This is a genomic window from Bacteroides stercoris ATCC 43183, assembly GCF_025147325.1.
In the GTDB taxonomy this organism is placed as follows: domain Bacteria; phylum Bacteroidota; class Bacteroidia; order Bacteroidales; family Bacteroidaceae; genus Bacteroides; species Bacteroides stercoris.
Window position 1 is genome coordinate 1572546 of record NZ_CP102262.1, and the last position, 13330, is coordinate 1585875.

Below are 13330 nucleotides of genomic sequence, written 5' to 3' on the forward strand. Positions count from 1 at the left end.
GCGGAAGAATAGTTCGTAAATGCCTATTTGCTGTTTTGTATGGAAACGAGAAAATATTTATATTCGCCAGACCAAAACATGGAATATGGACAAATACAAAGTCGTTATAGTAGATGATGATGACGTAGCTCTTGAAAATTTGAGCTTTGAGTTGTGGAAAGATGCCCGCTTCTCTTTGGAAGGTACTGCACGGAATGGTAGGAAAGGGAAGAAGCTTATTATGAAAGTGCAACCCGATTTGCTGTTTTTGGATGTAGAGATGCCGGACATGACGGGGCTGGAACTGTTGCAGGAGATACGCGATTATGTATCGTGGAATATGAGGGTCGTATTTTATACGGCGTACGACAAGTATATGATACAGGCTATTCGGGAAGCGGCATTCGATTATCTGCTGAAACCTTTCGATGAACGGGATTTGAAAGAGATTCTGACACGCTTTACCCAACAGGTTGAAACCACCGGGCAGCGGGTATCGTTTCCGGTAGGAAATCCCATGCATACCGGACAGACTTTCATCGTTTTTACTCCAACTAATGATATGCGTGCGTTGCGCCCTGCCGAGATAGGATTTTTCCGTTATTGTTCCGAACGCAAACAGTGGGAGGTCGTGCTGAATGACCAGTTGCCTCTGGCTTTGCGCCGCGGTATGACTGCCGAACAGATTACATCGTTCTCTCCGTGTTTTGTGCAGATACATCAATCGTATATTATCAATATAGATTATCTGATGCTCATACGGGATAACAGGTGTGTGCTATACCCGCCTTTTGATAAAATTACGGAGTTACTTGTCTCGAAGAAATTTAAGAAGGAATTGCAAGAACGTTTCTGTTTGTGAAAGCAGGCTGATGATTGGTATGTGAAGTTGAATGTCCATTACTCTAACAATGTTGACAAACAGAAAAAAGGATACCGGGGACATTTGCCGGTATCCTTTTTCTGTTTTATATGTTTTCCGTACCTATGCCGGAAATACATGTTACTTTACTTCAATGCCTTTGTTCTGCAGTGTAACGTTCAAAACTTTTGCATAGTCGGAATATTGCTTTTCATCCAAAGTTCTTTTCATTAATTTCAGATTACCGTAAATAGCGTTACGTAGCAACTTTTCCTGATTTTTCTTTGAGTTTGTGGCACGTGACATCTGCTCGTTAAAGTATTCGCAAATGTTGGTAACCTCTTTTTGCTGGTTAGCGGACAATTTCAAATATTTGCTCAGCTTGCTTACATTGATGTTACCTTCCCAACTTGCAGTTGTTGGCTGGTTTCCTGCTGCGAATGTGCTGGCAGACAGACATACGGCTGCCACTAATGTTAATCCAAAACGTTTCATAATACCTACTTTTTTAATTGTTATACCTAAAAACTAATCTAATAAAAATCTAATACCTACTGAAAACAGTCGTAAGCGTCTAGCTTTTCTTTTTACCTATGCAAATGTATGATTATGTTTTATAACACAAAAATGAAAATAAAGAAAAGTGCAGGTTTTACCTTCATTTCTTGATTTATATCAATTGGTGATTGTGAAAATGCACAAAAACAGTTCTGTTTTGTAATGCAAATGTAATATTAAAGGGTATTATGTGTTAATGTGATAGAGAATATGCATTATAAGTATACAAAAAGAAATGCTTGTAGAATGGAGTGGAACGCTTTCATTCTTCTACAAACATTAAATCGCTGATAATGCCATCCGATACAAAAATCCCTTTACGGCTAAGACAGAGACGGTTGTTGTCGTATATTTCCAGATTTCCGCAGTCCAGATGCGGATATGATGTTTCCTTTAATTGGTTTATTTGCAGATTTGACTTGAAAACTTGTAATGTATCCGCAGTAATCTTTGTTGGCATTTTATATATTACAGTTTTTGCCAAAGCTTGATTTACATCTTTGATTATATTCTCTTTTGCTTCTGCATAATTGTTGTATCCAAGGAACAATGCAGGAAACATCAAAGAGAAAAATACTATGATTGCTGTTATTGGTTTCATATCTATTATTTGTTGTGGATAGGATGTCTCAAATTGCTCACTGATTATCAGATGCCAATTCTTTCTCGATTTCTTCAATAGTAGGCAAACTACCTCGGAAGTCTTTCGGTAAGGCGTGCCCTAATTCATAATCAGAGATTCCGATAGGCTTCTGAATATCACGCAAGGCATATTCAGCCTTGATACGGTCTTTGCTCTTGCAAAGCAACAATCCAATCGTTCGGTTATCTCCCTCTCGACAAAGAATATCATCCACGGCAGAACAATAAAAATTCAATTTGCCGATATATTCCGGCATGAACTCCGTATCTTTCAATTCAATCACTAAATATCTGTGCAGGAATGCATTATACATTAATATATCGATGTAATAATCATCGCCCGACACCTCTATGTGATATTGCCGCCCCATGAAGGCGAATCCAGCTCCCATTTCTACGAGAAATTTTTCTACATGCTTCACCAAGCCGATTTCCACATCACGCTCATTGTATTGGTCGGTGAAAGTCAGCATATCGAATATATACGGGTCTTTGAGCATGGACTTCACATCGTTTGCTTCCGGTGCTGGGAGGGTTTCAGTGAAGTTGTTTGCTAACGCTCCGTGCTTGCCGTAGTCGTCAAGTTTGATGGCTTCTTGCAGATAACGTGTATTCCAATGCGATGTAATGCTCTGAATCATGTACCAATAACGTGCCCGAATGTCCTTGACCTGTTGTAAGAGAATAAGATTATGCGTCCATCCCAAATGCTTTATGGGGAGGGTGAAATTATATTTTTCTAATTGCGCAATCAGTGATTGCGTAATTGGAGAAACTGCTCCTTTCACCATTGTAAGTTCCTGATTATATTCGTTGAAGAACTGTATCATGCACTGCATATTGCGTACAGAAAAGCCCTTTATCTCGGAATAATCATTCTTCAAATCCACAGCCAACCGTTGTAAGGTTTTCTTGCCCCAACCGTCTGCATCTTGGCTTTGCTGTAACATTTCGCCAACATCCCAATACATCCGAAGCATTTCTTCGTTGGCGGCATAAATTATCCGTTGCTGGGCAATCAGTACCCGTTGCTTGATTTTGCGAAGCAATGCCGCATAGCCACGGAAGTTATCCGTCAAGTTATCAACCGTTTGTATCTTTGTGTTCTTAGCCATACTTTTCTTTAATTCGTTTACAAAGTTACTATATTTATTCAGTTGTGCATCAAATCCTTACGATTATAACTGATTACATTTACTCAATTATTATCTTCTCATCGAAAGCCCTTTCTGCTGTTCCTTTTGAAGAGCTATTTCACTCAGTTGAAAAAGTATACTTTAGCTTTCTACAAACATTAAATCGCTGATAATGCCATCCGATACAAAAATCCCTTTACGGCTAAGACAGAGACGGTTGTTGTCGTATATTTCCAGATTTCCGCAGTCCAGATGCGGACGTGCCATATCGAAGCAGTATTGCCACAGTTCTTTGCCGAATTTCTGTTCTATATCATTCAGGGGCACTCCCCAACGGGTACGAATGGAAGTCATGATGCATTCGTTATAGCAGGTGGTCCGGTCCAAATGCTCCTGTTCGGACAAGCGTTGATTGTTTTCGATGGCATGTATGTATTTTTCCAGGGAAGCCACATTCCATTCGCGGGTATCCGTATTGAATGAATGTGCCGAAGGGCCACAGCCCAAGTAAGGAATTCCTTTCCAGTAAGATGTATTGTGGCGGGAATACATGTCCGAACGGCAGAAATTGGATATCTCGTAGTGCTCGTAGCCGGCACTGCCAAGCGTATCTATCAGGGTGGAGAAGAATCGGACGCTGCTTTCTTCGTCTACTTCGCGGATACGGTGCGCTTGCAGCAGCTCGTAAATGCGAGTGCCTTCTTCGTATGTCAGGTGGTAAGCGGAGATGTGCTCTACGTTGAGGCTGACGGCTTGTTGTAAATCACGTTTCCAGCGTTCATCCGTTTCGCCGGGCAGTCCGTAGATAAGGTCGATGCTTATGTTGTTGAAGCCTGCATGGCGGCAGTGCTTTACGGCATTGACGGCTTGTGCTGCATTATGGCGGCGGTTTAGCAGTTTCAGAGTGGAATCGTCGAAAGTCTGTATCCCCATACTGATGCGGTTGAAAGGCAAATTTTGCAGCATGGCGGCATAGGCTTCGGTCAAGTCGTCGGGATTAGCTTCGAGGGTAATCTCCCGGCAGTGTTCCATTCCATAGTATTTCCGGATGGTTTCAAATACTTCGCGGAAATCCTCTTCGGCAAGCTGTGAGGGGGTTCCACCACCGAAGTAAATCGTTTCGACTGGCTCTCCCCTCAGATATTCTTTCCGCATCTGCAACTCCTTGCACAACGCATGGATATAGCGGCTTTTCAGTTCGCTGCGGGTGGTGGAGTAGAAATCGCAATAGATGCAGCGTGTCTTGCAAAAGGGAATATGGATGTAGATGCCTGCCATGAGCCTGTAAATTGGTTGGGGTGCAAATATACGATATTTTCTGTTTGTAGATTGAGTGGTTCTTCATCTTTACTTGTATTTAATATTAAAATGGATATTGAAATGCGGAAGGACTGCCGTATGGAAGCCGTTCTTCTTGGGCTTAGGTCAGCAATATATACATTATCAATATTACTGTTTCAATACTGTTTGATAACTTTTTTGTCATCACTTGGCATGGATTACTCTCTATCCCTCTGTGGAAAGGGGATAGAGTGAGTGATGACAACTGTGACGACAGTGATGACAATCTATTTGTCGTCACTGTTTTTTGCGGTATATTCTCCGTTTTTATATGCTAATTACCTTATAATCAATATTGAAAGTAGTGTATAATGAATTGCGTTAATATCGGTTAAAACATTGCATTTTCTTTATCATAGCCGCAAATATGGTATAGTGTACACGCTTTTCCTATTATGCAATAGGTAAATTAGAGCGACTTTCTTCGGCAAATGATGAAAAAAGCTTTTTGCTTTAAGTTGTTATTCCTTGTTGTTTTTGTGATTTTGATAGATGTATAATGTAGTAAACCTACATATATAACTTCGTTTTCCAATTGCGGGCTCTACGGTTGCCAGTTGCAGGCTCTGCGGTTGCCAGTTGGAAACCCGGCAGCCCCCAATTGCGGAACGAGGTTTTCCCTGATGTTTCACTTTGTTTTTGTACGTTTATAATAGGATTATGTACTATGTTTTTGCAGATAAACAACTGAGAAATAATTTTTTTTGCGAATTGTAGAATTTTCTTTTGGCTGTTTGTTTTCTGTTTATTTCTATAGCTATTTGTACATACATATTTCCCATGTTTTCTTTTTTTTGACTTAAAACCCGGTTGGGTTTTGATTTGTAGTTTTTATCTTTGCAGCATACAAACCTGAATAAATAATAGATATCATGAAAAAACGAATTGTTACCGGATTATTTACTGCCCTGGCTGTGATGGCAAACGCGCAGTCTTTTACCGAATGGCAGAATCCGGAAGTGAATGCTGTGAACCGTGCCCCGATGCACACCAATTATTTTGCTTACGAATCGGAAGGCGTGGCACAGACGGGAGTTAAAGAGCACTCTTCCCGTTTTATGACCTTAAACGGTACTTGGAAATTCTTTTGGGTGAAAGATGCAGACGCCCGCCCCGTTGATTTCTGGAAGCCGGGGTTCAATGATAAAGGCTGGTGCGATATGCCTGTTCCCGGTGTTTGGGAGCTGAATGGCTTTGGAGATCCTATTTACGTGAACGTAGGTTATGCCTGGCGCAATCAGTTCAAGAATAATCCGCCGCAAGTGCCTGTTGTGGATAATCATGTCGGTTCATACCGCCGGGAGATTGTAGTGCCTGCTACTTGGAAAGGTAAGGACATTATAGCTCATTTCGGTTCGGTGACTTCCAATATGTACCTGTGGGTGAACGGCAAGTATGTAGGTTACAGCGAGGATAGTAAACTGGAGGCAGAATTCGACCTCACCTCTTACCTGAAACCGGGACAGAAGAACCTGATAGCTTTTCAGGTGTTCCGCTGGTGCGACGGCACATATCTTGAAGATCAGGATTTCTTCCGTTATAGCGGAGTGGGACGCGACTGCTATCTGTATGCCCGTGATAAGAAACGTATCGAGGATGTCCGTGTCACTCCGGATTTGGATGCTGACTACAAAAACGGCTCTTTGCGTGTGGAAGTCAGTCTGAAAGGTAACGGTAATACCGCCTTGGAGCTATTGGATGCCGAAGGCAAGCAGGTGGCAACGGCAACTGTACGCGGTAACGGGGTTGCTGTAATGAACCTTGACAATCCGCACAAATGGACAGCTGAAACTCCGTATCTTTATACATTACGTGCTGCTTTGCAAGGCAGTGGCGAGGTTATTCCCATAAAAGTGGGTTTCCGTAAAATAGAACTGAAGAATGCGCAGGTATTGGTAAACGGCAAGCCTGTCCTGTTCAAGGGAGCCAACCGTCACGAAATGGATCCTGATTACGGTTATGTCGTTTCCCGTGAGCGTATGATTCAGGATATTCAGATTATGAAGCAGTTCAATCTGAATGCGGTGCGTACCTGCCACTATCCCGATAATAATCTGTGGTATGATTTGTGCGATCAATATGGTATTTATGTGGTAGCGGAAGCCAATATCGAGTCTCACGGAATGGGATATGAAGAATCCACTCTTGCCAAACGTGCCGATTACAAGAAAGCTCATATGGAGCGTAATCAGCGTAATGTACAGCGCAGTTTCAATCATCCGAGCATCATTTTCTGGTCATTGGGTAATGAAGCCGGTTATGGGTCTAACTTTGAAGCGGCTTATGACTGGGTGAAAGCGGAAGACCCGAGCCGTGCCGTGCAATACGAACAGGCCGGAAAGACAGGAAAGACCGATATATTCTGTCCGATGTATTATGGATATAACGATTGTCTGAAATATTGTGAGGATGATTCTATGAACAGACCTCTCATTCAGTGTGAGTATGCGCATGCCATGGGTAATTCGGAAGGCGGTTTCAAAGAATATTGGGATATGATTCGCAAATATCCCAAATATCAGGGTGGTTTCATTTGGGATTTTGTAGACCAGTCCGTTCGTTGGACCGGTAAGAACGGTAAGATGATTTATGCCTATGGCGGTGACTTCAACCGCTTTGATGCCAGCGATGTCAATTTCTGTAACAATGGTCTTGTCAGTCCCGACCGCGTACCCAATCCTCATATGTACGAGGTAGGACGTATCTATCAGAATATCTGGACAACTCCGGCCGATTTGCAGCGTGGAGAAATTAATGTATTCAACGAAAACTTCTTCCGTGACCTTTCGGGCTGTTATCTGGAGTGGGAAATGCTGAAAGACGGCAAGGTGATGCGCAGCGGTCGTGTGGATGACCTGAATGTAGCTCCGCAGCAGACTGCTAAAGTCAAACTGGATTTGGGAACTGTCTGCCAGTGTGCCGAGTGGTTGCTTAACGTGTCTTATAAATTGAAGGAACGTGAAGGTCTGCTTCCGGCAGGGCATATTGTTGCTAAAGACCAATTGACGCTGAATGCCTATCAGGCTCCTGCAATGGATTTGAAGAACACGGAATTGAGCAACGTGGAAGTGGCTGCTCCCGTGATACAGGAGAATGACTGCAACTATCTTATTGTCTCCGGTGAGGCTTTCCGCATGGAGTTCAACAGGCATACCGGTTATCTGACCAAATACGAAGTGAACGGTTTGGATATGATTAAGGAAGGTGAGGCGCTTACGCCCAACTTCTGGCGTGCTCCTACCGACAATGATTTCGGCGCTAACCTGCAACGTAAATATGCTGTCTGGAAGAATCCGGAGATAAAACTGACTTCTTTCAGTCAGCACACCGAGAACGGACAAGTGATTGTGGAAACGGCTTATAAACTGCCGGAAGCATCGGCGGAGTTAAGTCTGACATATGTTATCAACGACAGTGGTGCTGTTAAAATCACTCAAAAGATGGTTGCCGATAAAAATGCCAAAGTAGCCAACCTCTTCCGTTTCGGCATGCAGATGCCTATGCCCCGCAGCTTTGAAACTGTAGAATACTACGGCCGCGGTCCGGTGGAGAACTATGCAGACCGTAACCATTGTACCGACCTCGGTATCTATCGCCAGAGCGTATCGGAGCAGTTCTATCCGTATATCCGTCCGCAGGAAAATGGCACAAAGACGGATATCCGCTGGTGGAAGATGCTGGATGCAGCCGGTAACGGTATAGAGGCAGTTGCTGCCGCTCCGTTCTCCGCATCGGCTTTACACTATACGATTGAATCTTTGGATGAAGGCTGGAGCAAGCGCCAGGGGCACTCTCAGGAGGTGGAAGAGGCGGATTTGACAAACTTCTGCATTGATAAGGTTCAAGCCGGTTTGGGATGCGAGGATAGTTGGGGACGCATAGCCCGTCCTGAGTATCAGGTGCCTTATGCTGATTATGAATTTACGTTTATCCTGACTCCGGTACATCATAACATCGGAATACAATGAGGAAACCGGCCGGAAGTAAACGTTTTCCGTAGAGGTACGTTGCATTCAGCCGGACTCTTCTGATATGCAAGGCATCGGACTGCCATTCCAAAGTCGGTTATGAGGCTTTCGGGGGAGTCCGGTGCTTTGTTCTGTTTACACCTTAGGAGCGATTTATTTTGCTCCGTCCAGATACCCTTTTTTGAACATATTGACAAAGAGAAAGAACAGGGAAAGTAGTAACGGGCCGAATATGACCCCCATAAATCCAAAAAGGGAGAGGCCGATAACAACTCCGAAGACAGTGATGAGCGGATGAATATCGGCCATTTTCTTTTGAATGACGAAACGTATCAGATTATCGAGTTGCGAGATGACAAGGGAACCGAATATGACCAGTCCGATTGCTTGGAACCAGTTGCCGATAAGTGCCATGTATACGGCTATGGGAATCCATACCAATGCCGTACCTGCCATGGGTATGATACTGGCGAAACCTGTAAGAAAGCCTGAAAATAGAATATTGGGAGCATCGAATATCCAATAGCCGAGCATGGCTACTCCGCCTTGTATTACGGCAAGCAAAGGTATGCCGATGGCATTGGAACGGACAATCATATTGATTTCGTGTACTATCTCCTGTGTGTTGGTTTCATTGAAAGGAAGAAGTTCGTTGACATATTGCTCCATTTTCTTTCCGCCTATCAGCATGAAGTAGAGGACAAATACCAGTACAAACATATTGACGATGAAGCTGCTGATGCCTCCCATTAATGTCTGTCCGATGCGTGGAAGGGATGAAATGAAGAATGAAAGGCTGTTTCCGCTTAGTACATTGTATCCGGTTCTGGCCTTGATAATGGAGGCGGCTTCTTCAAAAGGTGCAATGACTGCCTGCGGATCAAGGTTGATGTTCTGCAGGTTTACTACCGCCAGCCATACTACCAATGCCAGAGGAACGAGAAAGCATAAAATGGCTTCTGCCGTAATGACGGTGGCAGCTATGCTCCGTTTTATCTTTCGCTTTTCGGACAGATAAATCATCTGGCGCCTGACCAGTATATAGATGGTCAATGCACCCAACAGACCGCCTAAGAAGGGAGTGATTTGCCTGGCGAGGATAATCCCCAACCCGATAATGATGGTAATCAATGAATATTTCCAGTATTGCTCTTTTGTACTCATAGAATATGTTGTTTCTTTGAAAAAGAAACATTATAAGAGCCGGAAATGTTTTTGAGGAATATGCGGAGATTGAATTTTATCCTTCGTCCAGCCAGCCTTTTCCCTGACGTACGATTTCTGCCTCGCCACCGGTGCAGTCCACTACTGTGGAACCCTCTATGCCACCTATTCCACCGTCGATAACCAGGTCGACGATATTGCCGAACTTCTCATCAATCAGTTCGGGGTCGGTGCAGTATTCAATGTCTTCGTTTTCGTTATGGGGGAGTGTGGCGGTCATGATAGGGGCATCCAGCAGGCGTGCCAGCTCCCGTATTATCGGATGGTCGGGCATACGGATTCCTACTTCTTTCCGGTTGCGGAATATCTTCGGCAGACGGACTGTGCCGTTTAAGATAAAGGTGAAAGCGCCCGGAAGGTTGCGCTTCATTAATTTAAACGTGTTGTTGTCGAACTTGGCATATTCGCTGATGCTGCTCAGGTCGTAGCAGATGATGGAAAGGTTGTTCTTCTTGGGGTCGGTGTTTTTGAGCTGGCAGATACGTTCTATCGCACGTTCCTTCAGTCCGTGGCAGCCGATGGCATACATGGTGTCGGTGGGGTAGATGATGATGCCGCCGTCGTTCAGAATGTCGATTACTTGTTGCAAATCTGCCGGGTTGTTGTTCTTTTCATAAAGTTTCAGAAGCATGATATTGTCGGACTTGGTTTAAAAGTATATTACAAAAGTAATAATAAGTTTCTTGAAATCAAATGTATAAGGATGGATTTTATTTTGAGGAGCGCTTTTTGCGGAGTTCTTCCGCCAATCGCCATTGCAAGGCTGCTTCAACCTCTTTTCCGGCTTGCATCAAAGCGTCCCCGAAGAGTTCGTGAGCCCCGGCATGTTCGGGCTTTAGGGTGGTGGCTTTGTCCAGGTCGGCTATGGCACCTTCAATGTTTCCGAGTTTAAGCCGCAACTTTCCACGGTTGTACACGGTTTTGAATTCGGCGGGGCGCAAGCGTACGGCACGGTTCAGGCATTCTTCGGCTTCCTGGTATTGGTTTTCGTTGAAGAGGGTGACGCCTTTTCGCACCCAGGCATCCGTGTATTCGGGATAAAGCTCCAAAGCTTTGTCATAATTGGCAAGGGCGGCACGGGCGTCGCGGGCTTGGGTGATGCACTCGTTCCCCATGGCATAATATTCGCGGGCGTAGTCTTGCAGGCGCTTCCGCTGTTTTTCCATGTCTTGTTTCAGGCAGACGTTCTCCGCTTTCAGCCGGTTGATGATATTCAGCTTTTTGCGGATAAGACGTTGCACTACGGGTTTCTCGATGTCATAACGGGAATGGATGGCCTTGAAGAATTCATTGAGGAAAGTCTCGAAGTCTCCCTGGTCGAAGGCTTTGGCTGCCGCTACATATTGCACATCTGCCTGTGCCTGCTTCAAGGCACGGTCAATGGCCTGGCGGTTGTTGAAGCGTTGGGCGAATCCTACAATTTCGGGACGTACGAATACATCGGCGCGGCTGACGGGCTTTTTCAGTTGTATCCCTTCCAGCGATGTGCACCGGCTGAGTGCCACGTATGCTTGTCCACCGGCAAATACGCCACCGGTGAAGTCGATGACTACCCGGCTGAAAGTCAGTCCCTGGCTTTTATGGACAGTGATGGCCCATGCCAGTCGTACAGGATATTGGGTGAAAGTTCCTAATTCCTCTTCCTCAATCTGTTTTTTTTCTTCGTTGTATTTGTAGCGGATATTCCGCCAGGACTCCCGTTTCACATCACATTCCTTGCCGTCGTCGGTAATGATGTAGAGTGTTTCTTCAATAGGGTCGAAGCCGCTGACAATGCCGATTGTACCGTTTACCCACCGGCGGTCGAAATCGTTTTTAATGAAAATGATTTGAGCGCCCGGTTTGAGTACCAGTTCCTGAGAGGTGGGAAGGCTGCTTTCGGGAAAGTCGCCCATGATTTCACCATGAAACGTAACGGGGTCTCCCGGAAGCTCGGCAAGTTTTTTGTCATTGATATAATCCACATTATCGCGGCGGGTGGCGAGGGTGATGTACATATCGGCTTCGGACTGTTCTATCTGTGTACCGTAGCGGGTATTGAGCAGTTGCAGGTCGGCAGCGCCTACTGTATTGCTCCGTATATGGTCCAGTACGTTGACAAATACCTTGTCGGTCTGACGGTAGACGGTTTGCAGTTCAATGGACACGAGGTCTATCTGTCCGAATACTCTTGCAGAGAAGAAATAAGGGGTAGGATAGAAACGGTTCAGTATGTCCCGTTCGTCCCCTTTCACTACGGGTTCCAACTGGAATACATCGCCCACCAGCAGGATTTGTTTTCCGCCGAAAGGCTCCCTGAGGTTGCGTGAGTAAACCCGCAAAATACGGTCGACGGCATCGATGATATCTGCCCGTACCATGGAAATCTCGTCGATGATAACCAGCTCCAATTCTTCAAGGAGCTTGCGGTGAGGTTTGGTGTATTTAAAGAATTCGTGGATGCGTCCCCGTTGTAAGCTGAAATTGGGGTCATCGGGCAGCAGAGGATAAAACGGCAGTTTGAAGAAACTGTGCAGCGTGCTTCCCCCCGCATTGATGGCGGCAATTCCCGTAGGAGCCAGCACAACGTGTTTCTTCTTGGTATGTTCGCAGATATACCGGAGAAAGGTAGACTTTCCCGTACCCGCTTTCCCCGTCAGGAAAACAGACTGGCGGGTGTACTGTATGAGGTTCAAGGCATCTTGAAACTCCTTGTTCTGAGTGTCGGGTACGAAGGACATATGCATAGCTGGCTTTCAACCCTCAACTTTCGATTATTCCGTATTGTTTTAGTGCATTGGCTATGCCGTTGTCGTCAACGCTCGTAGTGACATAACCGGCTGCGGCTTTAACATCGTCTTTGGCATTGCCCATAGCCACTCCAATGCCTGCATGACGCAACATGCTGATATCGTTTCCACCGTCGCCGAAAGCCATCGTTTCTTCCAGACGGATGCCGAAATGCCGGATTATCTCGTCGATGCCGCGTTGTTTGGTATTTCCTTTGGCGGTGACATCTACAAATGCCGGATGCCAGCGTCCCATTTCGCAGTTGGGAATGGAAGGCAGCAGGAGTTGTTCTTCTTCAATATCGATAAAGGGCGTCAGTTGGTAGTACTCCTTGTCCGAATGGTTGTCTGTATAGGGTTTGGGTGGGATGGGGTCTGTTTTGAGTTGTCTGTTGAATATCTCTGTTACGAGTTCGCCCGGCTGATTGACGCAAATATCGTGTTCACCCACCAGTATGCAGGGGAGATTGCGCTCGTGACAGAAGCCTGTCAGTGCATCGACTTCGGCTGCCGGTATGGGACTTTTGTAGATAACGGTATCGTCCACAAAACAATAGGCGCCGTTCATGGTGATGTAGCCGTCTATCAGTTTCCGTTCCTGCAGGGCGGCGAGGTTATTGATGATGACACGCGGACGTCCGGTAGAAATGAATATCTGTATGCCTTTGGCTTTGGCGGCTTCCAGCGCTTCGATGGTGGAAACGGGAATCTGGTGGGTCTTGAAGCTCACCAGTGTACCGTCGATGTCAAAAAACAGGGCTTTAATCATATATGTCTCTTTTAAATTGGTTGGCAAATTTACTCAAAAGCAAAGATATTTCGTACTTTTGCGAATAATTTTATATACTGTCG

General features: G+C 45.1%; 10 protein-coding genes. 2 read left to right on the forward strand and 8 right to left on the reverse strand.

Annotated elements, in window-relative coordinates:
- Positions 1 to 85 precede the first annotated feature (85 nt).
- Positions 86 to 841 (forward strand): LytR/AlgR family response regulator transcription factor, encoded by a 756-nt coding sequence (locus NQ565_RS06425; protein ID WP_005658049.1) that lies wholly within the window; start codon positions 86 to 88, stop codon positions 839 to 841.
- Positions 842 to 982: 141 nt separating this feature from the next.
- On the opposite strand, the gene NQ565_RS06430 is transcribed toward NQ565_RS06425, so the two are convergent.
- The 4 genes from NQ565_RS06430 to hemW all read right to left on the reverse strand — a co-directional run bounded on the left by NQ565_RS06430 (position 983) and on the right by hemW (position 4455).
- The gene (locus tag NQ565_RS06430) at positions 983 to 1336 is read right to left on the reverse strand and encodes a hypothetical protein (RefSeq protein ID WP_005658047.1); all 354 of its coding nucleotides are present in this window, start codon (positions 1334 to 1336) and stop codon (positions 983 to 985) included.
- A 325-nt stretch (positions 1337 to 1661) separates the two neighbouring features.
- Complete coding sequence (locus NQ565_RS06435) at positions 1662 to 2000, reverse strand: hypothetical protein (protein WP_005658045.1); 339 nt, start codon at positions 1998 to 2000, stop codon at positions 1662 to 1664.
- Between the two features lie 37 nt (positions 2001 to 2037).
- Positions 2038 to 3156 carry a PDDEXK nuclease domain-containing protein gene (locus NQ565_RS06440; RefSeq protein WP_005658043.1) on the reverse strand — a complete coding sequence of 373 codons (1119 nt, stop codon included), beginning with the start codon at positions 3154 to 3156 and terminating at the stop codon, positions 2038 to 2040.
- Between the two features lie 162 nt (positions 3157 to 3318).
- Positions 3319 to 4455 carry a radical SAM family heme chaperone HemW gene (gene hemW, locus NQ565_RS06445; RefSeq protein WP_016661551.1) on the reverse strand — a complete coding sequence of 379 codons (1137 nt, stop codon included), beginning with the start codon at positions 4453 to 4455 and terminating at the stop codon, positions 3319 to 3321.
- 935 nt (positions 4456 to 5390) lie between these two features.
- On the opposite strand from hemW, the gene NQ565_RS06450 reads away from it, so the two are divergent.
- Positions 5391 to 8486 (forward strand): glycoside hydrolase family 2 TIM barrel-domain containing protein, encoded by a 3096-nt coding sequence (locus NQ565_RS06450; RefSeq protein WP_005658033.1) that lies wholly within the window; start codon positions 5391 to 5393, stop codon positions 8484 to 8486.
- 153 nt (positions 8487 to 8639) lie between these two features.
- Here NQ565_RS06450 and NQ565_RS06455 read toward each other — a convergent pair whose 3' ends face one another.
- From NQ565_RS06455 to NQ565_RS06470, 4 genes are all read right to left on the reverse strand, one after another.
- Positions 8640 to 9650 carry an AI-2E family transporter gene (locus NQ565_RS06455; RefSeq protein ID WP_005658031.1) on the reverse strand — a complete coding sequence of 337 codons (1011 nt, stop codon included), beginning with the start codon at positions 9648 to 9650 and terminating at the stop codon, positions 8640 to 8642.
- Positions 9651 to 9726: 76 nt separating this feature from the next.
- On the reverse strand, positions 9727 to 10341 hold the full coding sequence (locus NQ565_RS06460; protein ID WP_005658029.1) for an L-threonylcarbamoyladenylate synthase: 615 nt from the start codon (positions 10339 to 10341) through the stop codon (positions 9727 to 9729).
- A gap of 79 nt (positions 10342 to 10420) precedes the next feature.
- Positions 10421 to 12430, reverse strand: coding sequence for an AAA family ATPase (locus NQ565_RS06465; protein ID WP_040316323.1), 2010 nt, complete (start codon positions 12428 to 12430; stop codon positions 10421 to 10423).
- Between the two features lie 22 nt (positions 12431 to 12452).
- Entirely contained in the window at positions 12453 to 13247 is a 795-nt protein-coding gene (locus tag NQ565_RS06470) for a Cof-type HAD-IIB family hydrolase (RefSeq protein ID WP_005658025.1), read from the reverse strand.
- Positions 13248 to 13330 lie beyond the last annotated feature (83 nt).

Bases quoted from the DNA above. Each gene is read 5' to 3' on its own strand.
- NQ565_RS06450 (WP_005658033.1), top strand. From the start codon at position 5,391: ATGAAAAAACGAATTGTTACCGGATTATTTACTGCCCTGGCTGTGATG.
- NQ565_RS06470 (WP_005658025.1), bottom strand. From the start codon at position 13,247: ATGATTAAAGCCCTGTTTTTTGACATCGACGGTACACTGGTGAGCTTC.
- NQ565_RS06460 (WP_005658029.1), bottom strand. From the start codon at position 10,341: ATGCTTCTGAAACTTTATGAAAAGAACAACAACCCGGCAGATTTGCAA.
- NQ565_RS06455 (WP_005658031.1), bottom strand. From the start codon at position 9,650: ATGAGTACAAAAGAGCAATACTGGAAATATTCATTGATTACCATCATT.
- NQ565_RS06430 (WP_005658047.1), bottom strand. From the start codon at position 1,336: ATGAAACGTTTTGGATTAACATTAGTGGCAGCCGTATGTCTGTCTGCC.
- NQ565_RS06425 (WP_005658049.1), top strand. From the start codon at position 86: ATGGACAAATACAAAGTCGTTATAGTAGATGATGATGACGTAGCTCTT.
- NQ565_RS06465 (WP_040316323.1), bottom strand. From the start codon at position 12,430: ATGTCCTTCGTACCCGACACTCAGAACAAGGAGTTTCAAGATGCCTTG.
- NQ565_RS06435 (WP_005658045.1), bottom strand. From the start codon at position 2,000: ATGAAACCAATAACAGCAATCATAGTATTTTTCTCTTTGATGTTTCCT.
- hemW (WP_016661551.1), bottom strand. From the start codon at position 4,455: ATGGCAGGCATCTACATCCATATTCCCTTTTGCAAGACACGCTGCATC.
- NQ565_RS06440 (WP_005658043.1), bottom strand. From the start codon at position 3,156: ATGGCTAAGAACACAAAGATACAAACGGTTGATAACTTGACGGATAAC.